At 54.4% G+C, this 26,782-nt stretch carries 21 protein-coding genes; 12 read left to right on the top strand and 9 right to left on the bottom strand.

All coding sequences use genetic code 11. The features are described 5' to 3' along the window. The first annotated feature begins 50 nt into the window (after nt 1-50). Nucleotides 51-2,441, top strand: a complete 2,391-nt coding sequence (locus ACMGGM_RS17150) for a glucose/quinate/shikimate family membrane-bound PQQ-dependent dehydrogenase (protein ID WP_045134587.1) — start codon at nt 51-53, stop codon at nt 2,439-2,441. A 133-nt stretch (nt 2,442-2,574) separates the two neighbouring features. Here the strand turns inward: ACMGGM_RS17150 and cueO are convergent, their stop codons facing one another. Next, a complete protein-coding gene (cueO, locus tag ACMGGM_RS17145) occupies nt 2,575-4,134 on the bottom strand; it encodes a multicopper oxidase CueO (RefSeq protein WP_045134586.1) in 1,560 nt (519 codons plus the stop codon). Between the two features lie 145 nt (nt 4,135-4,279). Between cueO and ACMGGM_RS17140 the strand changes: the two genes are divergently transcribed. From ACMGGM_RS17140 to speD, 3 genes are all read left to right on the top strand, one after another. Beyond that, nucleotides 4,280-4,627 carry a YacC family pilotin-like protein gene (locus ACMGGM_RS17140; RefSeq protein WP_014882582.1) on the top strand — a complete coding sequence of 116 codons (348 nt, stop codon included), beginning with the start codon at nt 4,280-4,282 and terminating at the stop codon, nt 4,625-4,627. Nucleotides 4,628-4,742: 115 nt separating this feature from the next. Continuing rightward, on the top strand, nt 4,743-5,612 hold the full coding sequence (gene speE / locus ACMGGM_RS17135; protein ID WP_063614433.1) for a polyamine aminopropyltransferase: 870 nt from the start codon (nt 4,743-4,745) through the stop codon (nt 5,610-5,612). Next, entirely contained in the window at nt 5,613-6,407 is a 795-nt protein-coding gene (gene speD, locus ACMGGM_RS17130) for an adenosylmethionine decarboxylase (RefSeq protein WP_014882580.1), read from the top strand. A gap of 66 nt (nt 6,408-6,473) precedes the next feature. Here the strand turns inward: speD and ACMGGM_RS17125 are convergent, their stop codons facing one another. Next, nucleotides 6,474-7,094 (bottom strand): LuxR C-terminal-related transcriptional regulator, encoded by a 621-nt coding sequence (locus ACMGGM_RS17125; protein ID WP_014882579.1) that lies wholly within the window; start codon nt 7,092-7,094, stop codon nt 6,474-6,476. A gap of 312 nt (nt 7,095-7,406) precedes the next feature. Here ACMGGM_RS17125 and ACMGGM_RS17120 point away from each other — a divergent pair, with 312 nt between their 5' ends. The 4 genes from ACMGGM_RS17120 (at nt 7,407) to ACMGGM_RS17105 (ending at nt 10,309) form a co-directional block, all read left to right on the top strand. Beyond that, a complete protein-coding gene (locus ACMGGM_RS17120; RefSeq protein WP_023332101.1) occupies nt 7,407-8,078 on the top strand; it encodes a DUF2589 domain-containing protein in 672 nt (223 codons plus the stop codon). Nucleotides 8,079-8,157: 79 nt separating this feature from the next. Beyond that, complete coding sequence (locus ACMGGM_RS17115; RefSeq protein ID WP_063614432.1) at nt 8,158-8,877, top strand: DUF2589 domain-containing protein; 720 nt, start codon at nt 8,158-8,160, stop codon at nt 8,875-8,877. Continuing rightward, the gene (locus ACMGGM_RS17110) at nt 8,870-9,319 is read left to right on the top strand and encodes a lysozyme (RefSeq protein ID WP_045134584.1); all 450 of its coding nucleotides are present in this window, start codon (nt 8,870-8,872) and stop codon (nt 9,317-9,319) included. Before ACMGGM_RS17115 ends, ACMGGM_RS17110 begins: the two co-directional genes overlap by 8 nt. An 18-nt stretch (nt 9,320-9,337) precedes the next feature. Next, nucleotides 9,338-10,309 (top strand): hypothetical protein, encoded by a 972-nt coding sequence (locus tag ACMGGM_RS17105; RefSeq protein ID WP_045134583.1) that lies wholly within the window; start codon nt 9,338-9,340, stop codon nt 10,307-10,309. Between the two features lie 47 nt (nt 10,310-10,356). Here ACMGGM_RS17105 and yacL read toward each other — a convergent pair whose 3' ends face one another. Next, nucleotides 10,357-10,719: a protein YacL gene (gene yacL / locus ACMGGM_RS17100; protein WP_045134582.1), complete on the bottom strand. Its 363-nt coding sequence runs from the start codon at nt 10,717-10,719 to the stop codon at nt 10,357-10,359. Between the two features lie 190 nt (nt 10,720-10,909). Then, complete coding sequence (gene acnB / locus ACMGGM_RS17095; protein ID WP_045134581.1) at nt 10,910-13,507, bottom strand: bifunctional aconitate hydratase 2/2-methylisocitrate dehydratase; 2,598 nt, start codon at nt 13,505-13,507, stop codon at nt 10,910-10,912. Nucleotides 13,508-14,398: 891 nt separating this feature from the next. Between acnB and ACMGGM_RS17090 the strand changes: the two genes are divergently transcribed. Both ACMGGM_RS17090 and ACMGGM_RS17085 read left to right on the top strand, forming a co-directional pair. After that, a complete protein-coding gene (locus ACMGGM_RS17090; RefSeq protein WP_045134580.1) occupies nt 14,399-15,946 on the top strand; it encodes a DUF3300 domain-containing protein in 1,548 nt (515 codons plus the stop codon). Nucleotides 15,947-15,956: 10 nt separating this feature from the next. Next, the gene (locus ACMGGM_RS17085) at nt 15,957-16,748 is read left to right on the top strand and encodes a DUF2950 family protein (RefSeq protein WP_045134579.1); all 792 of its coding nucleotides are present in this window, start codon (nt 15,957-15,959) and stop codon (nt 16,746-16,748) included. Between the two features lie 63 nt (nt 16,749-16,811). Here the strand turns inward: ACMGGM_RS17085 and traT are convergent, their stop codons facing one another. The 5 genes from traT to pdhR form a co-directional block, all read right to left on the bottom strand. Continuing rightward, entirely contained in the window at nt 16,812-17,543 is a 732-nt protein-coding gene (traT, locus tag ACMGGM_RS17080) for a conjugal transfer complement resistance protein TraT (RefSeq protein WP_014882569.1), read from the bottom strand. 194 nt (nt 17,544-17,737) lie between these two features. After that, complete coding sequence (lpdA, locus tag ACMGGM_RS17075) at nt 17,738-19,162, bottom strand: dihydrolipoyl dehydrogenase (protein WP_023332094.1); 1,425 nt, start codon at nt 19,160-19,162, stop codon at nt 17,738-17,740. 175 nt (nt 19,163-19,337) lie between these two features. Further along, on the bottom strand, nt 19,338-21,233 hold the full coding sequence (aceF, locus tag ACMGGM_RS17070; RefSeq protein ID WP_014882567.1) for a pyruvate dehydrogenase complex dihydrolipoyllysine-residue acetyltransferase: 1,896 nt from the start codon (nt 21,231-21,233) through the stop codon (nt 19,338-19,340). Nucleotides 21,234-21,247: 14 nt separating this feature from the next. After that, nucleotides 21,248-23,911 carry a pyruvate dehydrogenase (acetyl-transferring), homodimeric type gene (gene aceE, locus ACMGGM_RS17065; RefSeq protein ID WP_014882566.1) on the bottom strand — a complete coding sequence of 888 codons (2,664 nt, stop codon included), beginning with the start codon at nt 23,909-23,911 and terminating at the stop codon, nt 21,248-21,250. A gap of 123 nt (nt 23,912-24,034) precedes the next feature. After that, nucleotides 24,035-24,799, bottom strand: coding sequence for a pyruvate dehydrogenase complex transcriptional repressor PdhR (pdhR, locus tag ACMGGM_RS17060; protein ID WP_014882565.1), 765 nt, complete (start codon nt 24,797-24,799; stop codon nt 24,035-24,037). A gap of 263 nt (nt 24,800-25,062) precedes the next feature. Here pdhR and ACMGGM_RS17055 point away from each other — a divergent pair, with 263 nt between their 5' ends. Continuing rightward, the gene (locus ACMGGM_RS17055; RefSeq protein ID WP_078309342.1) at nt 25,063-25,290 is read left to right on the top strand and encodes a hypothetical protein; all 228 of its coding nucleotides are present in this window, start codon (nt 25,063-25,065) and stop codon (nt 25,288-25,290) included. Nucleotides 25,291-25,335: 45 nt separating this feature from the next. Then, entirely contained in the window at nt 25,336-26,706 is a 1,371-nt protein-coding gene (aroP, locus tag ACMGGM_RS17050; protein ID WP_014882564.1) for an aromatic amino acid transporter AroP, read from the top strand. The last annotated feature ends 76 nt before the right edge of the window (nt 26,707-26,782 follow it).

Here is a 26,782-nt window from a genome sequence, read left to right as displayed (position 1 = left end):
ATAATTAGTTGCTAGCAAATTATTAACAAAAACTGACGAGTACACTTTCTATGGCTGAAACACACTCTAAACAGCCGCGTCTACTGGTGACACTAACAGCGTTATTCGCCGCCTTCTGCGGCCTGTACCTGTTAATCGGTGGCGTCTGGCTGGTCGCGATCGGCGGCTCCTGGTACTACCCAATCGCGGGCCTGGTTATGCTTGGCGTAACCGTCCTGCTCTGGCGTAGAAAACAATCTGCACTGTGGCTGTATGCAGTTTTACTCCTCGCAACCATGATCTGGGGCGTCTGGGAAGTCGGCTTCGACTTCTGGGCACTGACGCCGCGCAGCGACATCCTGGTCTTCTTCGGTATCTGGCTGATCCTGCCGTTCGTCTGGCGTCGCCTGATTGTGCCATCCAGCGGAGCCGTTGCGGCACTGGTCGTGGCGCTGTTGATCAGCGGCGGTATCCTGACCTGGGCCGGCTTTAACGACCCGCAGGAGATCAACGGTACGCTGAACACGGAAGCCACCCCTGCTGCGGCCATTTCTCAGGTTGCGGATGGCGACTGGCCAGCCTACGGGCGTAACCAGGAAGGCCAACGCTACTCTCCACTCAAGCAGATCAACGCCGACAACGTTAAAAACCTGAAAGAAGCCTGGGTATTCCGTACCGGCGACCTGAAGATGCCGAACGATCCGGGCGAACTGACTAACGAAGTGACGCCAATTAAAGTCGGCAACATGCTTTATCTGTGTACGGCGCACCAGCGTCTGTTCGCGCTCGACGCGGCCACCGGTAAAGAGAAATGGCACTTCGATCCACAGCTGAATTCCAACCCGTCATTCCAGCACGTGACCTGCCGTGGCGTCTCTTACCACGAAGCGCGTGCGGATAATGCGAGTCCGGAAGTGGTTGCCGACTGTCCTCGCCGCATTATGCTGCCTGTTAACGATGGCCGTCTGTTTGCCATCAACGCAGAAACCGGCAAGCTGTGCGAAACCTTCGCCAACAAAGGTATCCTGAATCTGCAGACCAACATGCCGGACACCACGCCGGGTCTGTATGAACCGACTTCTCCGCCAATCATCACCGATAAAACCATCGTGATTGCCGGTTCGGTGACGGATAACTTCTCCACGCGTGAAACCTCGGGCGTGATCCGCGGCTTCGACGTGAATACCGGTAAACTGCTGTGGGCCTTCGATCCGGGCGCGAAAGATCCTAACGCGATTCCGTCAGACGAACACACGTTTACCTTCAACTCGCCAAACTCCTGGGCGCCTGCCGCGTATGACGCGAAGCTGGACCTGGTGTACCTGCCGATGGGTGTGACCACGCCAGATATCTGGGGCGGTAACCGTACGCCGGAGCAGGAGCGCTATGCGAGCGCCATCGTGGCGCTGAACGCGACGACCGGTAAGCTGGCATGGAGCTACCAGACCGTTCACCACGATCTGTGGGATATGGATATGCCGTCCCAGCCGACGCTGGCCGACATTACCGTTAACGGCAAAACCGTTCCGGTGATTTACGCTCCGGCCAAGACGGGCAACATCTTCGTGCTGGATCGCAGCAACGGCAAGCTGGTTGTGCCTGCGCCGGAAAAACCGGTTCCGCAGGGCGCGGCGAAAGGCGACTACGTCTCTAAAACGCAGCCGTTCTCTGACCTGAGCTTCCGTCCGAAGAAAGACCTGAGCGGGGCAGACATGTGGGGTGCCACCATGTTTGACCAGCTGGTATGCCGCGTGATGTTCCATCAGCTGCGCTATGAAGGCATCTTCACACCACCTTCTGAGCAGGGCACGCTGGTCTTCCCGGGTAACCTGGGGATGTTCGAATGGGGCGGTATTTCCGTCGACCCGAACCGTCAGGTTGCTATCGCCAACCCAATGGCGCTGCCGTTCGTTTCCCGCCTGATCCCACGCGGTCCGGGCAACCCAATGGAGCAGCCGAAAGATGCGAAAGGCAGCGGTACCGAAGCCGGTATCCAGCCGCAGTACGGCGTACCGTATGGCGTGACCCTGAACCCGTTCCTGTCACCGTTTGGTCTGCCGTGTAAACAGCCTGCCTGGGGTTACATCTCCGGTCTGGATCTGAAAACCAACCAGATTGTGTGGAAAAAACGTATTGGTACGCCACAGGACAGCATGCCGTTCCCAATGCCGGTTCCGGTGCCGTTCAATATGGGTATGCCAATGCTGGGTGGCCCAATCTCTACCGCCGGTAACGTGCTGTTCATCGCGGCAACCGCAGATAACTACCTGCGCGCGTACAACATGACCAACGGTGAGAAACTGTGGCAAGGCCGTCTGCCTGCGGGTGGACAGGCAACGCCGATGACCTATGAAGTGAATGGCAAGCAGTACGTTGTCATCTCTGCGGGTGGTCACGGTTCGTTTGGCACGAAGATGGGCGACTATATCGTCGCGTATGCGCTGCCTGACGACGCAAGGTAAAAGCAAAACGGCAACGAAAGTTGCCGTTTTTAGTGTCTGTTCCCTCTCCCCGTGGGAGAGGGTCAGGGTGAGGGCATCAGGCCGCACCAGCGAAAAGTAGGCCGGGTAAGGCGAAGCCGCCACCCGGCTTTTTTTATACGGTAAAACCGAGCATCATCCCCGTATCTTCATGCTCCAGCAGATGGCAATGCGCCATGTAGGCAAACTCCTTCGGCGCGTCGTGGTCAAACTTCACCAGCACCTCGCTCACGCCGCCCTCCACTCTCACGGTGTCCTTCCAGCCTGCGCGATGCGCATCCGGGGCGTTGCCGTTCTCAGAAAGAATGCGGAACTGCGTGCCGTGGATGTGGAACGGGTGCAGCATCATGTCGCCTTCGCCTGAAATCACCCAGCGCTCAAACTGCCCTTTTGTAGCGGCAAACATCGGCGTGTTCATATCAAACGCTTTACCGTTGATCTTATTGGCGTTGTGGAAATCAAAGCCATGACCGCCATGATCCATGCCGCCCATTTTGCCGTGATCCCTATTCATATGGCCCATCATCTGACCGTGATGCATTCCCGCCATTGCCTGATTGCCATACTTCTTCATCAGCGCCTGCATGCCCATCATGTCGAGCATCGGGTCCATGGAGAGCTGAAGCTTGCGTTGCGTGAGCCCGTCAAGCGACGGGAGTGCAGGCAGCGTGGTTAACGTATCCGGCAGCGTGCCCGACGCGGTAACCAGTAACGGCTGAATGCGTAACACTGGATGCGGCTTATCAAATGGCGCAACCGCCATCCCCATCTGGCTGACCGGGAGGGTCACCAGGTCAAACGCCTTGCCGTCGCTGATATCCACCAGCACCTCAAAGCGCTCCCCCATGAGCATCGGCAGCGCATCCACTTTAACTGGCTCGGGCAGAAGCCCCCCGTCGCTGGCGACCACGTACAAAGGGCGTTTATCACTGGTCGCAAAATTAAGGGAACGCGCGTTACAGCCGTTAAGCAGACGTAAACGCAGCCAGCCTTTTGGCGCGGCGTGCTGAGGGTAAATCGCACCGTTGGTCAGCAGCGTATCCCCGAACCAGCCGACCGCCGCGCTCATGACGTCCAGCTGGTAGTCAATCTGCCCGTCTGCGGTGAATTTTTTGTCCTGCACAATCACCGGCACATCATCGATGCCCCACTGTTTCGGCAGACGCAGCAGGCGGCTTTCATCGTCTTCAATCAGCACCAGCCCGGCCAGCCCCATCGCCACCTGATGGCCGGTTTTGCCATGCTGATGCGGATGGAACCAGCAGGTCGCCGCACGCTGCTCGGGCTTAAAAGTCACGCTACGTTTACCACCGGCCTTGATAATGCCCTGTGGTCCACCGTCGACTTCACCCGGCACTTCCAGCCCGTGCCAGTGGAGCGTCGTCTCTTCTGCGAGCGTGTTGTGGATATCCACCGTCACCGCTTTCCCTTTACGTAGCTGAAGCGCCGGACCGAGCAAATTGCCGTTATAGCCCCACGTCGTGGCGTTGTGCCCGCCAAAGGATGTTTGACCGGACTGAACAACGAGCTGGATACGGCTACGGGCGTCAGCGGTCAGTAAATCAGGGATGGGTAAGGCAGGTCTTTCAGCCGCGAAAACGGTGCGGCTCCAGAGTGGTAGTGCGCTGGCAGCCCCCAGCGCAACGGAATATTTTAAAAAATCACGACGTTGCATGTTCATTTCCTTATTTCCAGCAGGCGATCTTTTGAGCATAAACCCTCCCCTTACCGGAAGGTCAAGTCGGGCGGCAATAATAAAGATCGTCGCACTGGCATCAAGTATGCTAACGTTAATTTTCCGTGAAGAAGTGGTAGAAGCAATGAAGACGTTTTTCAGGACAATTTTGTTCGGTAGCCTGATGGCAATGTGTGCGAACAGCTATGCGCTCAGTGAAAATGAAGCGGAAGATATGGCCGACCTGACGGCGGTTTTTGTATTCCTGAAAAATGATTGTGGCTACCAGAATTTACCCAACGGGCAAATTCGCCGTGCGCTGGTCTTTTTCGCCCAGCAGAACCAATGGGATCTCAGCAACTACGACAGCTTTGACATGAAGGCGCTCGGTGAAGACAGTTACCGTGACTTGAGCGGTATTGGCATTCCCACGGCTAAAAAATGCAAAGCGCTGGCTCGCGATTCACTCAGCCTGCTCGCCTACGTGAAATAATCTTCCCGACGCCCCCTGTTCACCCTATAACCGTGCAACCATGGTTATAGTTAGCTATCATGTTTCGCTCATTTTTTATGAGTGTTACGGATGTTAACAAAGGAGGAGTCCGCGTATGGCCGACCACACGTTGTGGCATGAAACACTGCATGACCAGTTTGGTCAGTATTTTGCCGTTGATAACGTGCTCTATCATGAGAAAACCGATCACCAGGATCTCATCATCTTTGAGAATGCCGCTTTTGGCCGCGTCATGGCACTGGATGGCGTAGTACAAACGACCGAGCGTGACGAGTTTATCTATCACGAGATGATGACCCACGTTCCGCTGCTGGCGCACGGGCACGCGAAACACGTTCTGATTATCGGCGGTGGCGACGGCGCAATGCTGCGTGAAGTGTCCCGTCATCAATCGATTGAAACCATTACGATGGTCGAGATCGACGCGGGTGTGGTCTCTTTCTGCCGTCAGTACCTGCCCAACCACAATGCCGGTAGCTATAACGATCCGCGGTTTAACCTGGTGATTGACGACGGCGTTAACTTCGTTAACCAGACCTCGCAGACCTTTGACGTCATTATCTCCGACTGCACCGACCCTATCGGCCCGGGTGCATCGCTGTTTACCTCCTCGTTCTACGAAGGCTGTAAGCGCTGCCTGAACCCTGGCGGGATCTTTGTCGCACAAAACGGCGTCTGCTTCCTGCAGCAGGATGAAGCGCTCGACAGCCATCGCAAGCTCAGCACCTATTTTTCTGACGTCAGCTTCTATCAGGCGGCCATTCCTACCTATTACGGCGGGATCATGACCTTTGCCTGGGCGACGGATAACGACGTGCTGCGCCACCTCTCGACTGAAATTATTCAGGCCCGCTTCCATCAGGCTGGTCTCACGTGCCGCTACTACAATCCGGCAATTCATACCGCCGCGTTTGCGCTGCCGCAGTACCTGCAAGACGCATTATCCACTAAGGGGGTGAGCTAATTGAAAAAGCTTAAACTGCATGGCTTTAACAACCTGACCAAAAGCCTGAGTTTTTGTATTTACGATATCTGCTATGCCAAAACAGCGGAAGAACGCGATGGTTACATCGCCTATATCGACGAACTCTACAACGCCAACCGTCTGACCGAGATCCTGACAGAAACCTGTTCAATCATTGGCGCCAACATCCTGAACATTGCGCGTCAGGATTACGAACCCCAGGGTGCCAGCGTGACCATTCTGGTCAGCGAAGAGCCGGTCGACCCGAAGCTTATCGACAAAACGGAGCATCCGGGCCCGCTGCCGGAAGTGGTCGTCGCGCACCTCGATAAAAGCCATATCTGCGTGCACACATATCCGGAGAGCCACCCGGAAGGTGGGCTGTGTACTTTCCGGGCTGACATAGAAGTGTCGACCTGTGGCGTGATTTCCCCGCTGAACGCGCTGAACTATTTAATCCACCAGCTGGAATCGGACATCGTGACCATTGATTATCGCGTGCGCGGCTTTACCCGCGATATCAACGGGATGAAGCACTTCATCGACCATGAGATCAACTCCATCCAGAACTTTATGTCTGACGACATGAAGTCGCTGTATGACATGATGGATGTGAACGTGTATCAGGAAAACATCTTCCATACCAAGATGTTACTTAAGGAGTTTGACCTTAAGCACTACATGTTCCACACCCGACCAGAAGATTTGAGCGAAGACGAGCGCAAGGCCATTACCGACCTGCTCTGGAAAGAGATGCGCGAAATCTACTACGGCCGCAATATTCCTGCCGTGTAACACGCATGCAAACGGATAAAGAAGGAAAAGCGATGATTTTTCCTTCTTTATTATTTTGTTTGTTTCTTAAACCGGCGTTTGTGCCAGTATCATCGCCGCTTCCGTACGATTTCTGACACCCAGTTGACGAAACAAGGCATGGAGATGATTCTTAACCGTTCCTTCCGCAATCCCCAGCACACGACAAATTTGTTTATTACTGTGTCCCTGGACAACAAGATGCAGGATCTCGCGCTGCCGGGGTGAGAGTGTGCGCAAAGGGGGCGGGGAATTATGCATTCGTATTAATTTATGCTCACGCAGGCAACTATCCGGTAAATATATTCTCCCTTGCCGCACCCATTCGATCGCCTGCAATAACTCTTCCGACTCCATTTTCTTTGTCAAAATCCCGGCAGCGCCATTCTCCAAAAAATAAATCGGGTTTACATTATCCAGCCGTGAAAAGTTCATCAACACGAAAACATGATCCGCCTGTGATGTTAACTGCGTTAATAATGCTATTTTTTTCTCAATCTCGTAATCAGCATCCAGAATAATAATATCAGCCCGGTTTTTTATTAAACCTTTCCAGACCTCATCTTCGCTATGTGCTGCTGTGATATGTAGTGCGGGCGCAAGTTCAGCCCAACGGCATCGGATGCCATGAATGAACAGCGGCAATTCATCATAAATAAGTATATTCATTGTCGTCCCACTTAAATAATCGTTATCTTGTTAGCGGCACTTAAAAACCTCATACAGACCTCAACGCGAGAGCTGCTGTGCGATGAAAAGCAATAACACCAGATGAAATTTTCAATTGCAGGAGTAATGCCGGTTTAATTTATTAAGCACAGCCCGTCACATTTCGCCATGTAACTTTCGATACAGGCCATTCCATACAGACGGAATGATTTCTGAAAACATAACTTTACGCTCATAGATGCTTTATTCATCGATATCCATGATTAAGGGGCAGACATATTCTGCAACCACCAAAATATCGAGGAATGAATTATGCCAGATGCAAATGTTGATGCCGGATTTATAGGTTCAGTTATTAGTTCATTGCCGCTAGACAGTATGATTTCTGCGCCACTACAGGCAATGATTAAAGCCCAAACCCAGGCAGCAAAAAGTTATACCGATTTCTTATTAAGTGTCTGTATTAAGGACGGCAAGGCCGTTTCGGTACAGTTTGATTATGAGGAAACGCTCGTCGATGAGAAAGGCGTGACGACCGGTACGCAGACCAAAGTCATGCGTATTCCTCTGCTCGCGGCAGTCGTGCATCCCATCATCTGTATCGAAGAAGGGACTATCGACTTCGAGCTTGAGATCCATCAGAGCGCAGCCAGCAACGAAAGCAGCAGCCAGGAAGGCTCCCTGGAGGGCAAAATCGGCTGGGGTCCATTCTCCGTCAGCGTGAAGGGTAGTGTTAGCCATAAGTCAGAACAGACCCGCTCGACCGATACCCGAGCCAAATACTCCATCCACACCTCTGTAAAACGTCAGCCGATGCCGGAGGCGCTCAGCCGTGTGGTCGATTATCTGACAAATGCTGCCACCAAACCGGCACAACGCGCAGAAGATCAGCCTGCCACACTGCCTGCCACCAACAGTTCAGGTCTGATTACCCCAGCACCGGCCCCTGCCCCGGTCGCGCCGCCTCAAGGGGGTAATGGTTAACCCACACCACACATTCAAACGCATTTAATACCCCTGGCAGGTGCCCGGCTTACGGACACCTGCCTGAAGGAGAAAAAGCATGCCTGATTCACGTCGATTCTGGTTCAGCCGTAAATCGCCCGACGCTGTAACGCCTGAAACCAGTCCCGAAACCCCGACGGATAAACCGACAACGCTGTCATCAGAAGATCCACCGGACATAACGCCGTCCCATGCTCCCACAGGGGAAAGTGGCAACACCGGAGGCAATGACGGGGGAAATAACGGCGGTGCCGGTGGAGGCGATAACGGTACGCCGCCGCCTCCTGCCGGCAACAAGGGCAACCACGCTATGGGCTTAGATACACTGGTACAAGGGCTCCAGCACGCGGCTTTCAGTGCCAACCAGTATATGACCCATCAGTACATCGCCGTGCTCTCCCAGTTGTTTGAGCAGGCTCCGGACGGTAGCTACAAACCCGACTACGCCGAGCTTCAGCTGGATGATGAGCATCGTTTGAACGTGCCGCTGGTAACGCTTGCACCACCGCGCAATCTCTCGATGGAGAGAATGAAGATGCGCCTGACCGTTCGCGGTGATGCAACCGAATCCATAAGCACGCTAACGGGACAGGGAGAGCGTGGCCACTTCCTCGTCACCATGGCGCCCCAGCCCCATGAAGGTAAAACGGACACCCAAAACATTGATATTGAAATTGATTTTGTCGCTCAGGAGCCGCCAGAAGCGGTACTGCGCCTGCTTGATGAATTCATCCACCGTATGACTCCCGTCCCCGTAAAGGAGAAAAACCATGAGTGATGCTTTGAAAACAACGGGCAATGGCGGCATTGCCCTTATCAAACAGTATGAAGGCCTGCGTTTAACCACCTACAAAGATGCCGTCGGCATTCCAACCATCGGTTATGGCCATGTCGAAAACCCGATCCCACCAGGCGGCACGCGAACCATCACCGCTGAAGCCGCGGAGCAGATCCTTCGTGAGGACTTGCAGCGTTTTGAGCATGACGTCAACAGCATGCTGACGGTGGAAGTCACCCAGAACCAGTTCGATGCCCTGGTGAGCTTCGCCTTTAATCTGGGGCCAGCCAATCTGAAGAGTTCAACCCTGTTACGCAAAGTGAACAGCGGAGACTTCAACGGCGCAGCTGAGGAATTTCCGAAATGGAACCATGCCGGTGGCCAGGTTCTGGCGGGCCTGACAGCACGTCGGAACGCTGAAAAAAACCTGTTTTTATCCTGATAAATCACGAGGTGTAACATGACAATTCGAATTCTTTCCTGGTGTGCTGACTCCTTTACGCATGAGGCAGACGACCTGCGAGGGGCGGATGAAGATCTGCTGGCACACGCCAAAGAGCGGATGGAATTCCGCCTGAGTCAGGTCAGTGCTCAGCTCAAAACGGTACTGGAAACCGACTCCGGCAGCTGGGATCATACCTTTGTCACGCTTCCAGAATTCTTCTGGAATACCCGCTGGAGTAATGTGCACAGTGAAGATGACATCATGAAGCTCGGTGATTTCTACATGAGCAATGTCAGCGACTACGTTAACAGACTGATTGATGCCTTCCCTGCCCGTTCCGGGGATCCCTCCTCTGCCATCACCTTTCTGGCGGGAACCTGTGCCATCCTGTATCGAGACGATGACGAGAGTGAGAAGACGCCCTGCCACGACGCCGTTTTTCACGCCGTGAACTGGCTGCTGTGCGGGCAAAATACCCGTAGCGATAAATCCCTGACGATGTGGCCGAAACGCTACGTTTCCACGATTGATTTCTTTCCTCAGACGGACGGCCACGCGATCCCGGGGCATATTTCTGCCCAATTGCCGGATGGTCAGATCATTCATATCGGCGACAGCAGCGAAGTGTCGGCAGAATCATTGCATGGGATCGTTGTCACCGATTACTTCACCAATACTTATGCAGGCGATAAGCCGTTCAGCATTGATATCTGTCTGGATTACTTCACGCAGGGGAATGTTCGCCCGGCGGGCTGGGAGCAACGGATAGCGGAGCTGCAGAGCAAAAACAGCGACATTGATTTTCTGATCGCCTGCGGAATGCCGGTCAGCGATCCGCCGCAAAACCCAGGTGGTGTGAAATTCCTTGTACGTAACGACGGTATGCCAGTCGCCTCCCAATGCCAGGCGTGGTCGTTCAGCGCCGGGAGGGCAACGCCCGTTGCAGCGACCAACCCTACCGCTAATTTTGTGAGATTTTTACTGTAGCGTAAAACCCGCAGATTCCCTCCGGTACTCTCCGGAGGGAATTTCCGTTACTTCTGTTTCATAAACGCCTGGTACGCAGCTACCACCTGCAAAAAGTCCTCGACGCCGCACAGCGACAGGCTCTCTTCATCGTAGTAGCTCATCCCCTCTTCCATCTCATCACCCGAAAACTCCAGCTGGTTGGCGCGCACCATCACCTCTTCGCCATCCATCCACAGCGTGTATTCATGTCCGGCACGTTGCCAGGAGCGTTCACTGCCTTTTACCGTCTTCGCCGCCTGTTCAACTTCATCCAGCAGCGCGAGATCCTCTTTCACCTCTTCGTTAAACCAGTGGCCAACGGCTTCGTGCCCCATCGACATACGCACTTTCACCACTCCGGTGATGTCGCGCAGAAATTCGTAATCCATAGTATTTTCCTCTGCAAAGCCATTAGGGTAATTATCGCAGCAGAGAGGAAGAAAAAAAGCGGGGGAGGCGGGAGGAATGAAAATAAAAAGTGAGAGCAAGACCCTGCGGCCTGATGCCCTCACCCTGCCCCTCTCCCACGGGAGAGGGTGCAAACACTAAAAACCGTCTCAACAGAGACGGTTTTGCCGTTTATACCGCGGTCTGGAAGATAACCCCGTCAGCCTTCTCGGTGTACTGAGAGAGCTGGTCGAAGTTCAGATAGCGATAGGTGTCCACCGCCGTCTTATCTACCTGAGCCACAAAGGTCTGGTACTCTTCCGGCGTTGGCAGCTTGCCAATCAGCGCCGCAACCGCAGCCAGCTCCGCAGAAGCCAGGTAAACGTTCGCACCGGTACCTAAACGGTTCGGGAAGTTACGGGTAGAGGTGGAGACCACCGTCGCACCGTCCGCCACGCGCGCCTGGTTACCCATACACAGGGAACAACCTGGGATTTCGATACGCGCACCACTCTTACCAAACACGCTGTAGTAACCTTCTTCCGTCAGCTGTGCGGCATCCATACGGGTTGGCGGTGCCACCCACAGGCGGGTCGGCAGCTGGCCTTTATGGGTATCCAGCAGCTTACCGGCAGCACGGAAGTGACCGATGTTGGTCATGCAGGAGCCGATGAACACTTCGTCGATCTTATCGCCCTGCACATCAGAGAGCAGACGCGCATCGTCAGGATCGTTCGGTGCACACAGGATTGGCTCTTTGATATCCGCCAGATCGATGTCGATCACTGCCGCATACTCTGCGTCAGCGTCCGCTTCCAGCAACTGCGGATCCGCCAGCCATTTCTCCATGCCCTGGATACGACGCTCCAGCGTACGACGGTCGCCGTAGCCTTCTGCAATCATCCACTTCAGCAGCACGATGTTGGAGGTCAGATACTCAATAATCGGCTCTTTGTTCAGCTTGATGGTACAGCCCGCCGCAGAACGCTCAGCGGAGGCATCGGTCAGCTCGAACGCCTGCTCCACTTTCAGATCCGGCAGACCTTCGATTTCCAGAATGCGGCCAGAGAAGATGTTTTTCTTCCCTTTCTTCTCAACGGTCAGCAGGCCCTGTTTAATCGCATACAGCGGGATCGCGTGAACCAGGTCGCGCAGTGTGATACCCGGCTGCATTTTACCTTTGAAGCGCACCAGCACTGATTCCGGCATATCCAGCGGCATCACGCCGGTCGCAGCCGCAAATGCCACCAGACCGGAGCCCGCCGGGAAGGAGATACCGATAGGGAAACGGGTGTGGGAGTCACCACCGGTACCCACGGTATCCGGCAGCAGCATGCGGTTCAGCCAGGAGTGGATAACACCGTCACCTGGACGCAGGGAGACACCGCCACGGTTCATGATGAAGTCTGGCAGCGTGTGGTGCGTGGTCACGTCAACCGGCTTCGGATACGCCGCTGTGTGACAGAAGGACTGCATCACCAGATCAGAAGAGAAGCCCAGGCACGCCAGGTCTTTCAGTTCGTCACGGGTCATTGGGCCGGTGGTGTCCTGAGACCCCACGGAAGTCATCTTCGGCTCGCAGTATGCGCCAGGGCGAATACCCGCAACGCCGCATGCGCGACCCACCATTTTCTGCGCCAGCGAATAACCACGGTTGCTTTCCGCAACATCTTTCGCGTGACGGAACACGTCTGAGTGCGGCAGGCCCAGCGCTTCACGCGCTTTGGTGGTCAGGCCACGACCGATGATCAGCGGGATACGGCCACCGGCACGCACTTCGTCGATCAGCACGTCGGTTTTCAGCTCGAAGCTTGCCAGTAGTTCGTTAGTGTCGTGGTTACGCACTTCGCCTTTATACGGGTAGACGTCAATCACGTCGCCCATGTTCAGGTTACTGACATCCACTTCAATCGGCAGCGCACCTGCATCTTCCATGGTGTTAAAGAAGATAGGGGCAATTTTGCCGCCGAGGCACAGGCCGCCGCCGCGCTTGTTAGGCACGTGCGGAATGTCGTCACCCATGAACCACAGCACGGAGTTGGTCGCGGACTTACGGGAAGAACCGGTACCCACAACATCACCCACATAGGCCAGCGGGAAACCTTTCTCCTGAAGCGCTTCGATCTGTTTGATCGGGCCGACGCTACCCGGCTGATCCGGCTCAATGCCTTCACGGGCATTCTTCAGCATCGCCAGGGCGTGCAGAGGGATATCAGGACGAGACCACGCATCCGGCGCCGGAGAGAGGTCATCGGTGTTGGTTTCACCGGTCACTTTGAAGACGGTCACGGTAATTTTTTCAGCCAGGGCCGGACGGTTGAGGAACCATTCGGCATCCGCCCAGGACTGCATCACCTGCTTCGCATAGACATTGCCCGCTTTGGCTTTTTCTTCGACATCGTAGAAGTTATCAAACATCAGCAGCGTTGAAGAGAGCGCTTTCGCGGCAATCGGTGCCAGCGTGTCGTTATCCAGCGCGTCAATCAGCGGATGAATGTTGTAACCACCCTGCATAGTGCCGAGCAGTTCAATGGCTTTTTCAGGAGTAACCAGTGGGGAGATGGCTTCGCCTTTGGCGATAGCAGCAAGGAATCCGGCTTTTACGTAGGCAGCTTCATCTACGCCAGGCGGTACGCGGTTGATCAGCAGATCTAACAGGAATTCTTCTTCGCCCTTAGGCGGGTTCTTCAGCAGCTCGACGAGCGCGGCCATTTGGGTTGCATCTAACGGTTTGGGTACAATTCCCTCGGCGGCACGTTCTGCTACGTGCTTACGGTATTCTTCTAGCACGACGGTTCTCCTCGCTCTCATTGTCATATGCGGCGGGCGTTCTCTTCACGCTCCTGTGAGACAGCAGTTTGTAGGGTAAATGCCCTATACCGCGTCGGGCAGCATAGCAGGATTTCTGCACAGTGTTAATCTGTTTACAAAAAAGCAACATTAAAAAATTTGCTGAATCGTTAAGCATGGTGTAGCGGGGAAACGAGACGAATTTGGGGTACAAAAAAACCGCTTCACAGCGGTTAATTTGTTGCCTTGCGGTGGTAGCACACCGGGTTGGCAGATTTGCGGCAATCCCAACGCGATGAATTTTGCATCACGCCACGCTGGCTTGCAAGCCATTATGTCGATTTTGCGTAGCGCCTTCCTGCTTCGAATAAAAATCCGTTCAACTTCATTTTTCGTCTTCTGAAAGACCGCTGAGTCGATTACTCTTCTCCCCGGCCTGCTTCGCTGGCGTAGCAACCAGTCACCGGGCCCGGGAGCAGTTCCGTAACCTACGCGGCAATCCCAACTTGCCTGGTTCTGCCTTTCCCGGTGAAGAATGAACCCGCGTAGCCTGTACAGGAACGCATGCAATGGAGATGCGAATCACTGCGCTGATCGTTGCGATCGGTTTACTGCTTACCGCACTACACGGTGGCTGGAACATATCCGACATCACGGTGCTGTTCGTCGTCAACCTCGGCAACTAGCTGCTGGCCGCTCGCAAGAGCGGCCTTCTGAAACCCCGGCGGTTTTTCAACCATCCTATATAATTGTGTAATAAATATTCACACTCTTTGTCCGGACAAAATCGACGCTTCCCAAGAAAAGTCAAAACCGTAAAAGACGGGTGAATAATACTCACGCCAACCGTAACGCCTCACGGCACAGCGCTTGTCTCGTTGGAGTCACTATATGAAGTTGCCCTTTAAGCCACATCTGCTCGTCCTTCTGTGCAGTACCGGGCTGTTTGCCGCCTCTGGCGTGATGTTTGTCAAAAGCCGTGCATCAGAGCCTGTCGCTCCCGCGCCTGTCGCCCAACAACAGGTGGCAACACCTGCGGCCCAACCCGCTCCCGTTGTCGCACCAGCTTACACGGCCGCGCAAATCGATCAGTGGGTCGCCCCGATTGCGCTCTACCCGGACGCGCTGCTGTCTCAAATTTTAATGGCATCGACCTATCCGGCCAACGTTATCCAGGCCGCGCAGTGGTCAAAAGATAACCCCAACATGCAGGGCGATGCCGCGATTCAGGCGGTGGCGAGCCAGCCGTGGGATCCCAGCGTGAAATCGCTGGTGGCGTTTCCTCAGTTAATGTCGCTGATGGGCGGGAATCCACCGTGGGTACAAAACCTCGGCGATGCGTTTCTCGCGCAGCCGAAGGACGTGATGGATTCCGTTCAGCGCCTGCGCGCGCTGGCGCAGAAGACCGGCGCTTTACAATCCACGCCTCAGCAGACGGTCACCACCGTGACAAAACCGGCGCCAGCGAAAACTACCTCCAGCGAGTCAACCACATCTACCGCGCCCGCACCCACGGTCATTAAAATTGAATCCGCTGACCCGCAGGTCGTTTACGTCCCCACCTATAACCCCAATACGGTTTACGGTACCTGGCCAAACAGCGCGTATCCGCCAACCTATCTCCCGCCCTCGCCTGGAGAGCAATTTACCGACAGCCTGGTGAAAGGCTTAGGCTTTAGCCTGGGCGTGGCGACAACCTACGCCATCTTCAGCAATATCGACTGGGATGACGATGATGACTGGGATCATCACCATCATGACGATGACTGGGATCACGGCGGCTATAATCGCAACGGTGATAACAACATCAATATTAACGTTCAGAACTTTAATAAAATCAGTGGTCAGCGTCTGACGGACGCCAGCCGCACCTGGCAGCACAACCCGGCCTACCGGGAAGGTGTGCCCTACCCGACAAACCAGCTCAACACGCGCTTCCACTCCACCAACACGGCTACGGGGCTCAGCGCAACACAGCAAAAACCGGTTAACCGCGATAGCCAGCGTCAGGCCGCCCTCAGCCAGATGGAGAAATCGACGGGCAAAACCTTCCCACAGACTGCGCACCCGGGGATTAAAGATGCACAGCGGCAGGCCTCAAGTGAACAGCTCAAGCAGATTTCTCAGCGCAGTAACTACCGTGGCTATGACACCAAACCTCAGACGGCGAAGCGGACAACCACACAGCAGCGCGAAAACCGCCAGACCGCAACGCAGCGACAGGAGAAACGAATCTCACAACCTGCGCAACAACACGCGCTCCAGCAGCGAACCAGTCAGCCCAGGGCGAATGCGCTGAGCGGTAACGACAGTCGCTCCGCCAACTGGCAAGCCCAGCAGCAGCGTGGTTCGCAAAGCAGACAACTGGCTGCCCGTCATCAGCCGCCGCGTCAGGCATCTGCCGGACGTGTTGAACACCGTGAATTCCGTCATCGTTAAGGGAGCAAACATGAAAAATAAACTTCTCTGTGGAATGGTGGTGTTCATGATGTCGGCGTCCGCGATGGCGCAGCAATCTTTCAGCACGCCAGAACAGGCAACAGATGCGCTGGCTAGCGCCATCAGCGAGCAAAACGAAAGTGCGATGAGCAATCTGCTCGGCGAAAACTGGCGCGACTTTCTGCCGCCTGAAGGGGTAGATCCTGATGCCGTTGCTCGCTTCCTGCGTGACTGGAAAGTCCGGCACAACACGGTTGTCGAGGGTAACACAGCACATCTTGCTGTCGGAGACAGCGGCTGGCAGCTTCCCATCCCGGTGGTTAAAACCGCTTCCGGCTGGCAATTTGACATGAAAGAAGGGGCCGAGGAGATCCTGACCCGCGAGATTGGGCGTAACGAGCTTGCCGCCATTGAAGCCTTACATGCCTATGTGGATGCCCAGCAGAACTATTTTGCGCTGAACCAGAAATACGCGCAGAAAATTGTCAGCGCGGACGGGAAAAAGGATGGTTTGTACTGGCCCGTCTCGCCAGGCGAAACGCCAAGCCCACTTGGTCCGGCGTTCAGTCCGAAAGAGCCTGGGGCGGGATACCACGGCTATCGCTTCCGCATCCTGCCGGATAATAACGGTTTCGCGATGGTGGCCTGGCCGGTCAGCTATGGTCAAACCGGCGTGATGAGCTTCGTGATAAACCAGAACGACAAGGTTTACCAGTCCGATCTCGGCCGCGATTCTGAGCAGAAAGTCCGGGTGATGACCGCGTATAGCCCGGATAAAACCTGGCAGCCCGTCGAACCCTGAGTAACGTCAACGGACCACGTTTTGTAGGCCGGGTAAGGCGAAGCCGCCACCCGGCTGTTTTACTTACAGAATATTTGCCACTGATTTCGCCAACTGCGCTTCCAGAACTGGTTTCGCTTCTTCGAATTTCAAATTGACCTTGTTAGCATTCGATACCACGCGGGTCTGATACTTCGCGCGATCGCCCTGCTCGCTGCTGGTTTGCAGCTTCACGCCGGACGTACCCTGACGCAGCGCCGCAATGTTATCGGTGGTGACTTTCGCTTTGCTACGCTCAGAGATCTGCAGGTCGGTAACCATGGTGTAGTTCACATCTTCTACCATCGCATCTGCCGCCATGCCAATTAGCCCAGCCGCCAGACCCACGCCCAGCGCGGCGCCAGAGGAGTTGCTGTTGTAGGCGGTAATACCGGCACCCAGAGCGGCCCCCACGGCGGCGCCTTCATAGCCGGTTTTCAGGTAGCCCTGAGACTCGCGCAGGTCCATTTTGTCTGCTTTAAGGACGTTAGCCTGCACCCAGTAGTATGCGCTGTCAGGTGAGGACGTTACCTTATACCCTTTAGCGCTCAGATCGTTTGCCAGCAGCGTCTGGAGGTTGCTCATGTCTTTATCGGAGGTGTTTTTAACCTGGATGTAGACCGTTTTTTCACTGGAAGGCTCAAGCCAGATGGTCTCACTCATCTGGGTTTTCACTTCCAGGTTGCGTTTTTTCACGGCAGTCGTCATCGCGCCACATCCGGTCAGCGTCATGACTGACGCCAGTAAGCCAATTCCCACAACTTTCTTTAAAGACATGCGTTTTCCTTTTTTCGTGTAATTAAAAGTCCAGAACCCCTGAACAGCGCAGCCAGTAGCCACACAACGGTGAAAAAAGTATCGGCAGATGAAGAGGAATTTTTAGCGGAAATATCAACGAGATGACTACCAATTTGGGTAGTTTTAGGGCAAAAAAAACGCCTCCGGAGAGGCGTTTAGCAATCAAAAGAAACTTATTTCTTCTTCGCTTTCGCGTTTGGCAGGTCGGTGATGCTACCTTCAAACACTTCTGCCGCCAGGCCCACGGACTCGTGCAGAGTCGGGTGAGCGTGGATGGTCAGCGCGATGTCTTCCGCGTCGCAACCCATTTCGATCGCCAGACCGATTTCACCCAGCAGCTCGCCGCCGTTGGTCCCGACAATCGCACCACCGATCACGCGGTGAGTCTCTTTGTCGAAGATCAGTTTGGTCATACCGTCTGCGCAGTCGGAAGCGATAGCACGGCCAGAAGCAGCCCACGGGAAGGTGGCGGTTTCGTAGCTGATGCCTTTCTCTTTCGCTTCTTTCTCAGTCAGACCCACCCATGCCACTTCTGGCTCGGTGTACGCGATAGATGGGATCACTTTCGGATCGAAGTAGTGTTTCATGCCGGCGATAACTTCAGCGGCAACGTGACCTTCGTGAACACCTTTGTGCGCCAGCATTGGCTGACCGACGATATCGCCGATAGCAAAGATGTGCGGCACGTTAGTGCGCAGCTGTTTGTCAACGCGGATAAAACCACGGTCGTCCACTTCCACGCCAGCTTTGCCCGCGTCGAGGTTTTTACCGTTCGGCACACGGCCGATAGCCACCAGCACGGCGTCGTAACGCTGTGGTTCGGATGGGGCTTTTTTGCCTTCCATGGAAACGTAAATACCGTCTTCTTTGGCTTCAACGGCAGTTACTTTGGTTTCCAGCATCAGGTTGAATTTCTTGCTGATACGTTTGGTGAAGACTTTAACGATGTCTTTGTCTGCAGCCGGGATAACCTGGTCGAACATTTCAACCACGTCAATGTCTGAACCCAGCGCATGGTACACGGTACCCATTTCCAGACCGATGATACCGCCACCCATAACCAGCAGGCGCTTAGGAACGGTTTTCAGCTCCAGTGCATCGGTGGAATCCCACACGCGCGGATCTTCATGTGGAATGAATGGCAGTTCGATTGGGCGAGAACCTGCCGCGATGATCGCGTTGTCGAAGTTGATCACGGTTTTGCCGTTTTCGCCTTCCACTTCCAGGGTGTTCGCACCGGTGAATTTACCCAGACCGTTTACCACTTTCACTTTACGGCCTTTGGCCATACCCGCCAGACCGCCGGTCAGCTGAGTGATAACTTTCTCTTTCCAGGTACGAATTTTGTCGATATCGGTTTTCGGCTCGCCGAAGACTATACCGTGTTCAGCCAGCGCTTTGGCTTCTTCGATCACTTTCGCGACGTGCAGCAGCGCTTTAGAAGGGATACAGCCGACGTTCAGACAAACACCACCGAGGGTGCTGTAACGTTCTACGATGACGGTTTCCAGACCTAAATCCGCGGCGCGGAATGCTGCGGAATAACCTGCCGGGCCTGCCCCAAGTACTACGACCTGAGTTTTGATTTCTGTGCTCATCATGACCTCTTAATTTATACCCGTCGTCCACCGGGTCGTTCTATCCGCCCGCATTTTACAAAATTGTTAACAATTTTGAAACAACAAACGGCTCATGAATTTTTGCTTACGCCAGTAACCTCAAAAACATCGTGAGATTACCAGAAAAAAGCCGGCCGACTGGCCGGCTTTTCGATTACATCACCAGGCGGCGAATGTCGCTCAGCATGTTGTTGATGATGGTGATGAAACGCGCACCATCAGCACCGTCGATCACGCGGTGGTCGAAGGACAGAGAGATTGGCATCATCAGACGCGGCACAAACTCTTTACCATTCCACACCGGCTCCATCGCGGACTTGGACACACCGAGGATAGCCACTTCCGGCGCGTTCACAATCGGCGCGAAGTGGGTAGTGCCCAGGCCACCGATGCTGGAGATAGTGAAGCAGCCGCCCTGCATTTCGCCGGCAGTCAGCTTACCATCACGCGCTTTTTTGGAGATGGTGGTCAGTTCACGGGACAGCTCAGTGATGCTCTTCTTGTTCACGTCCTTGAAGACCGGAACAACCAGACCATTTGGCGTATCAACCGCAACACCGATGTTGATGTATTTCTTCAGCGTCAGCTTCTGGCCGTCTTCAGACAGGGAGCTGTTGAAGCGTGGCATCTGCTCAAGTGCAGCGGCAACGGCTTTCATGATGAAGACCACTGGGGTGAATTTCACGTCCAGTTTACGCTTCTCAGCTTCGGCGTTCTGCTGTTTACGGAACGCTTCCAGATCGGTGATATCGGTTTTGTCGAAGTGCGTAACGTGCGGGATCATCACCCAGTTACGGCTCAGGTTAGCACCAGAGATTTTCTGGATACGGCCCAGTTCCACTTCTTCGATTTCGCCGAACTTGCTGAAGTCCACTTTCGGCCATGGCAGCATGCCCGGGATACCGCCGCCAGCGGCTGCAGCAGGTGCAGCTTCGGCACGTTTCACCGCGTCTTTCACGTAGGTCTGAACGTCTTCGCGCAGGATACGACCCTTACGGCCAGTCCCTTTCACTTTCGCCAGGTTCACACCGAACTCGCGCGCCAGGCGACGAATCAGCGGGGTGGCGTGGACATACGCGTCGTTTTCAGCGAACTCAGATTTTTCTGCTTTCGCAGCAGGGGCAGCAGCAGGTTTAGCAGCCTGAGCCGGTGCAGCAGCCGGTGCTGGAGCAGCAGCGGCAGCCGGAGCGGCGGCAGGCGCAGCGCCTTCCACTTCGAAGACCATGATCAGAGAGCCGGTAGACACTTTGTCGCCAGTGCTGATTTTGATCTCTTTAACGGTACCCGCGAACGGCGCAGGAACTTCCATGGAAGCTTTGTCGCCTTCAACGGTGATCAGTGACTGTTCAGCGGCAACTTTGTCGCCCACTTTCACCATCACTTCCGTCACTTCAACTTCGTCACCGCCGATGTCCGGTACGTTAACGTCTTTCGCGCCGCCAGCAGCAGCCGGTGCAGCGGCCGGAGCCGGAGCAGCAGCCTGAGCAGGCGCGGAAGCAGGTGCAGCACCCGCCACTTCGAAGACCATGATCAGGGAGCCTGTAGACACTTTGTCACCGGTGTTGATCTTGATCTCTTTAACGGTACCCGCGAACGGCGCAGGGACTTCCATAGAGGCTTTGTCACCTTCTACGGTGATCAGTGATTGCTCAGCCGCAACGGTGTCGCCCACTTTCACCAGGATTTCGGTGACTTCGACTTCGTCACCGCCGATGTCAGGCACGTTCACTTCTTTTGCTGCGGCGGCAGCTGCTGGAGCAGCAGCCGGAGCGGCTTCTTTCTTCTCTTCCTGCGCAGGTGCAGCAGCTGCTGCACCGTCGGCGGAATCGAAAATCATGATCAGTTTGCCGGTCTCGGTTTTATCGCCAACAGAGACTTTAATCTCTTTAACGATGCCAGCCTGAGGAGACGGGACTTCCATAGAGGCTTTGTCGCCTTCTACGGTGATCAGCGACTGTTCAGCTTCAACTTTGTCGCCCACTTTGACCAGGATCTCGGTGATTTCAACTTCATCAGCCCCGATGTCCGGTACATTGATTTCGATAGCCATTATTCTTTTACCTCTTACGCCAGACGCGGGTTAACTTTATCTGCATCGATGTTGAATTTGGTAATTGCGTCCGCAACCACTTTCTTATCGATTTCGCCACGTTTAGCCAGTTCGCCCAGTGCTGCTACAACCACGTAAGAAGCATCAACTTCGAAGTGGTGACGCAGGTTTTCGCGGCTGTCTGAACGACCGAAGCCGTCAGTACCCAGTACGCGATAATCATCAGCTGGAACGTAAGTACGAACCTGCTCAGCGAACAGTTTCATATAGTCAGTAGACGCCACCGCTGGCGCGTCGTTCATCACCTGAGCGATGTACGGAACGCGTGGAGTTTCCATTGGGTGCAGCATGTTCCAGCGCTCACAATCCTGGCCATCACGAGCCAGTTCAGTGAAGGAGGTCACGCTGTACACGTCGGAACCGACACCGTAGTCCTTCGCCAGGATCTGTGCGGCTTCACGCACGTGACGCAGGATAGAGCCGGAGCCCAGCAGCTGAACTTTACCTTTGCTACCTTCAACAGTTTCGAGTTTGTAGATACCTTTACGGATACCTTCCTCGGCACCTGCTGGCATTGCCGGCATGTGGTAGTTTTCGTTCAGGGTGGTGATGTAGTAGTAAATGTTCTCTTGCGCTTCACCGTACATGCGCTGCAGACCGTCATGCATGATGACTGCCACTTCGTACGCGTAAGACGGGTCGTAAGAGATACAGTTAGGGATAGTCAGAGACTGAATGTGGCTGTGACCATCTTCGTGCTGCAGACCTTCACCGTTCAGGGTCGTACGACCAGAAGTACCACCGATCAGGAAGCCGCGAGCCTGCTGGTCGCCTGCCTGCCAGCACAGGTCACCGATACGCTGGAACCCGAACATGGAGTAGTAAATGTAGAACGGGATCATCGGCAGGTTGTTGGTGCTGTAAGATGTCGCAGCAGCCAGCCAGGATGCGCCTGCGCCCAGCTCGTTGATACCTTCCTGCAGGATCTGACCTTTCTCGTCTTCTTTATAGTAAGCAACCTGCTCACGGTCCTGCGGGGTGTACTGCTGGCCGTTCGGGCTGTAGATACCGATCTGACGGAACAGACCTTCCATACCGAAAGTACGCGCTTCGTCGGCGATGATTGGCACCAGACGATCTTTGATCGACTTGTTCTTCAGCATCACGTTCAGGGCACGAACGAAAGCGATAGTGGTAGAGATCTCTTTGTTCTGCTCTTCGAGCAGCTGTGAGAAGTCTTCCAGCGCTGGCAGTTCCAGCTTCTCGGTGAAGTTAGGCTGACGAGCTGGCAGGTAGCCTTTCAGCGCCTGACGACGTTCGTGCAGGTACTTGTGCTCTTCAGAACCTTCCGGGAAGGTGATGTAAGACAGGTTTTCTACCTGCTCATCGGTCACTGGAACGTTGAAACGGTCGCGGATATAACGCACGCCGTCCATGTTCATTTTCTTAACCTGGTGAGCGATGTTTTTACCTTCTGCGGTATCACCCATGCCGTAACCTTTGATGGTATGGGCCAGGATAACAGTCGCTTTACCTTTGGTCTCACGCGCTTTTTTCAGTGCCGCGTAGATTTTCTTCGGATCGTGACCACCACGGTTCAGCGCCCAGATCTGCTCATCAGTCCAGTCTGCAACCAGTGCGGCGGTTTCAGGATATTTACCGAAGAAGTGCTCACGCACGTAGGCACCGTCTTTGGATTTGAAGGTCTGGTAGTCACCGTCAACGGTTTCGTTCATCAGCTGGATCAGTTTACCGCTGGTGTCTTTACGCAGCAGTTCGTCCCAACGGGAACCCCACATGACTTTGATTACGTTCCAGCCAGCACCCGCGAAGATGCCTTCCAGTTCGTTGATGATCTTGCCGTTACCGGTTACCGGACCATCCAGACGCTGCAGGTTACAGTTGATGATGAAGCACAGGTTGTCCAGCTTCTCACGGGTTGCGATGGTGATCGCACCTTTAGATTCTGGCTCATCCATTTCGCCGTCGCCCAGGAAGGCGTAAACGGTCTGCTCAGAGGTGTCTTTCAGACCACGGTGTTCCAGATATTTCAGGAATTTAGCCTGATAGATCGCACCGATTGGACCCAGACCCATGGATACGGTCGGGAACTGCCAGAATTCAGGCATCAGTTTAGGGTGCGGGTAAGAAGACAGGCCTTTACCGTGAACTTCCTGACGGAAGTTGTTCATCTGCTCTTCAGTCAGACGACCTTCCAGGAATGCACGTGCATAGATGCCCGGAGAGATGTGGCCCTGGAAGTACACCAGATCGCCGCCGTCTTTCTCGTTCGCTGCACGGAAGAAGTGGTTAAAGCACACTTCGTAAACGGTCGCAGAAGACTGGAAGGACGCCATGTGGCCACCCAGCTCCAGATCTTTCTTGGACGCGCGCAGAACAGTCATGATGGCGTTCCAGCGGATAGCTGAACGGATACGACGTTCCAGATCCAGATTGCCCGGGTATTCCGGTTCGTCTTCAACGGCAATCGTGTTTACGTAGTTGCTAGCCCCTGCACCTGAAGCAACCTTCACGCCGCCTTTGCGGGCTTCAGAAAGCAGCTGATCAATCAGATACTGAGCGCGCTCAACACCTTCTTCACGGATGACCGATTCGATCGCCTGTAGCCAGTCGCGAGTTTCGATCGGATCCACGTCATTTTGGAGACGTTCTGACATGGGGGTATTCCTTATCTATCTAATACGTTGATTTGTCTGGAACCTGTCCCATTGTGCTCTTCGGCAAGAACACAATAAGACAGGTTCTGCGTTTAGTTGCCGCGCTCTAAAAGTACCTGGCGCTTAATCCTTTCGTTGCTGTATGCGGCGTAATGAACGTTCGCGACGCGATTGTTCACGGCTGCGGTCCAGCAAGATTTCCTCAATGAAAGCCAGGTGACGGTGCGACGCTTCGCGCGCCTGCTCCGGTTCCCCGGCCATTATCGCCTCGAATATTCGGGTGCGATGGTTGCTTACCAGTGGGAGCATCTCCCGACGGGCATACAACAATTCAAAATTCTGACGAACGTTCTGGGCCAGCATCGGCTCCATGCAGCGTAGCAGATGGAGGAGCACCACATTGTGTGCCGCTTCGGTGACGGCGATTTGATACTGGACGACGGCGCTGGACTCGGCGTCTAAATCGCCGGACTGCTGTGCCCGTTCAATGGCCTGATGCAGCTCGCGGATACGCACGCGATCTTCATCAGTGCTGCGAAGGGCGGCGTAATAGGCCGCAATACCTTCCAGCGCGTGACGGGTCTCAAGCAGGTCAAACTGGGATTCTGGGTGGTCAGAGAGAAGTTCTACCAGCGGATCGCTGAAGCTCTGCCACAGGCTGTTTTGCACAAAGGTTCCGCCGCCCTGGCGACGAAGCAGCAAGCCCTTTGCTTCGAGGCGTTGAATCGCCTCACGCAGAGAGGGACGTGAAACGTCGAACTGTTTTGCCAGTTCGCGTTCTGGCGGAAGTTTCTCACCCGGGCGCAGAGTCCCTTCGAGGATTAAAAACTCCAGCTGCTGCTCAATCACATCAGATAGTTTTGGTTGGCGAATTTTGCTGTAGGCCATATTCCCTGTCTTACGCCTTTTTGCCCGGAGTCAATTGGTCTTACCAATTTATATTTCGTATCGCTAAAGTAACAAAGTATTCACCTTCTGTCCATATTGGTTTTGATTGAAATCAGTAAACCCTGCACATTTTAACAACCTTACAGAAATAACGTTTCAGAAATGTAACTTTGCACAAATGAGTTGATTACTCCCAAAGTGGGAGTTTTAACCATAATGAAACGAGGGTTTTTGCAATCTGAAGCGATTCAACAAGGCAAATTATGAAAATTCGCCCACTTAAGGCGCATTTCTATTCTATAGGTTGGGGTAAGAAGCGAGAGCGGAGTGATTTACAAATGCTTTCTTTTTATTCAACTCGTCATCAGCCCTTCATAAAGCAGGTGCATTCACAGGCACTTACCACTATTCTGGCGCTTACGGAAGTCATCTCCGCTTTTTTCGGTTCGTTTAACCGTAAAGAAATAAATACAGAATATGGATTTTCATAATTACACACGCACAGCGTGACATAACAACCACACACGAGGTTTCAAATGGAAGCTCAACAGCACGGCGATCAGCTAAAGCGCGGGCTAAAAAACCGCCATATTCAGCTCATCGCACTGGGCGGTGCTATTGGTACCGGCCTGTTTCTGGGCAGCGCATCCGTTATCCAGTCTGCCGGTCCGGGCATTATTTTGGGTTACGCGATTGCGGGTTTCATTGCTTTTCTGATCATGCGCCAGTTAGGTGAAATGGTTGTCGAGGAGCCGGTCGCTGGCTCCTTTAGCCACTTTGCCTATAAGTACTGGGGCAGCTTTGCCGGTTTCGCTTCCGGCTGGAACTACTGGGTACTGTACGTTCTGGTTGCCATGGCCGAGCTGACTGCCGTCGGGAAGTATATTCAGTTCTGGTATCCCGACATCCCAACCTGGGTTTCTGCTGCAGCTTTCTTCGTCATTATCAACGCCATTAACCTCACCAACGTAAAAGTGTTCGGTGAGATGGAGTTCTGGTTTGCCATCATCAAAGTGATCGCCGTCGTGGCGATGATTATCTTTGGCGGCTGGCTGCTGTTCAGCGGCAACGGTGGCCCACAGGCAACCGTGCGTAACCTCTGGGAACAGGGCGGCTTCCTGCCTCACGGCATGACCGGTCTGGTGATGATGATGGCCATCATTATGTTCTCTTTCGGCGGTCTGGAACTGGTGGGTATCACCGCCGCAGAAGCCGACAACCCAGAGCAGAGCATCCCGAAAGCGACGAATCAGGTTATCTACCGCATTCTGATCTTCTATGTGGGCTCGCTGGCGGTCCTGCTCTCCCTGCTGCCGTGGACGCGCGTGACTGCCGACACCAGTCCGTTTGTGCTGATTTTCCACGAACTGGGTGATACCGTCGTGGCGAACGCGCTCAATGTCGTGGTGCTGACCGCGGCGCTTTCCGTGTACAACAGCTGCGTATACTGCAACAGCCGTATGCTGTTCGGTCTGGCCCAGCAGGGCAATGCGCCGAAGATGCTGCTCAACGTTGATAAACGCGGCGTGCCGGTCAACACCATCATTGTTTCAGCCATCGTGACGGCGCTGTGCGTGCTGATTAACTACATGGCGCCGGAATCCGCATTTGGCCTGCTAATGGCACTGGTGGTCTCTGCACTGGTCATCAACTGGGCGATGATCAGCCTGGCGCACATCAAGTTCCGCCGCGCGAAACAGCAGCAGGGCGTGACGACGCGCTTCCCTGCCCTGCTCTATCCGCTGGGTAACTGGATCTGCCTGCTGTTTATGGCGGCCGTGCTGGTGATCATGCTGATCACGCCGGGTATGGCAATCTCCGTCTACCTGATCCCGGTCTGGATTGCCGTGCTGGGCGTTGGCTATCTCTTCAGCCAGAAAAGCCGCAAGGCCATGAAGGCCCACTAAGTCTCCTCCGCGGTACCTGCTTTTGCGGGTACCGCGCGTTGTTACCTCCCTCACACTTTCATCCCTACAGCGTTTT

Source organism: Enterobacter sp. BNK-14 (genome assembly GCF_047456095.1).
In the GTDB taxonomy this organism is placed as follows: domain Bacteria; phylum Pseudomonadota; class Gammaproteobacteria; order Enterobacterales; family Enterobacteriaceae; genus Enterobacter; species Enterobacter kobei.
Note: the sequence above shows the minus strand (reverse complement) of the source record. Positions and strands in the feature narration are given on the sequence as shown.